We start from the raw sequence: 396 nt of genomic DNA, 5'->3' as shown, positions 1-396 counted from the left end.
GCCGACCTCACCGACGCCACGTCCACCGACCCGCCCAACCGCAACGCCAACGGAACGTTGTACGTCGCACTGGGGCCGTCGACCTGGTCGAGCACCCACAGCCTGCGCTGGGCGAAGGACAGCGGCACCGTGTCCGGCCGCTGCCGCGCCGTGAGGGCCATACGGGCGCGGTCGGCGCCGTTCAGACGCTGGGCCAGGCCCTCGACCGAGGGCGCCTCGAAGAGGGTGCGCACCTGGAGTTCGACTCCGAAGACGGAGCGGATGCGGCTGATCAGGCGTGTCGCGAGCAGGGAGTGCCCGCCCAGCTCGAAGAAGTTGCCCTCCGGGTCGACCTGTTCGAGGCCGAGGACCTCACCGAACAGGCCGCACAGGATCTCCTCCTGCGCCGTCCGCGGA

The 396-nt window shown here is 71.0% G+C and carries 1 protein-coding gene; it reads right to left on the bottom strand.

Annotation, left to right across the window (positions count from 1 at the left end):
* Nucleotides 1-396 (bottom strand): phosphopantetheine-binding protein (locus tag WDV06_RS37190; RefSeq protein WP_395514208.1); only part of this gene is annotated, 396 nt, incomplete at both ends.

It is taken from the genome of Streptomyces racemochromogenes, assembly GCF_044129415.1.
Lineage (GTDB): Bacteria > Actinomycetota > Actinomycetes > Streptomycetales > Streptomycetaceae > Streptomyces > Streptomyces racemochromogenes_A.
Note: the sequence above shows the minus strand (reverse complement) of the source record. Positions and strands in the feature narration are given on the sequence as shown.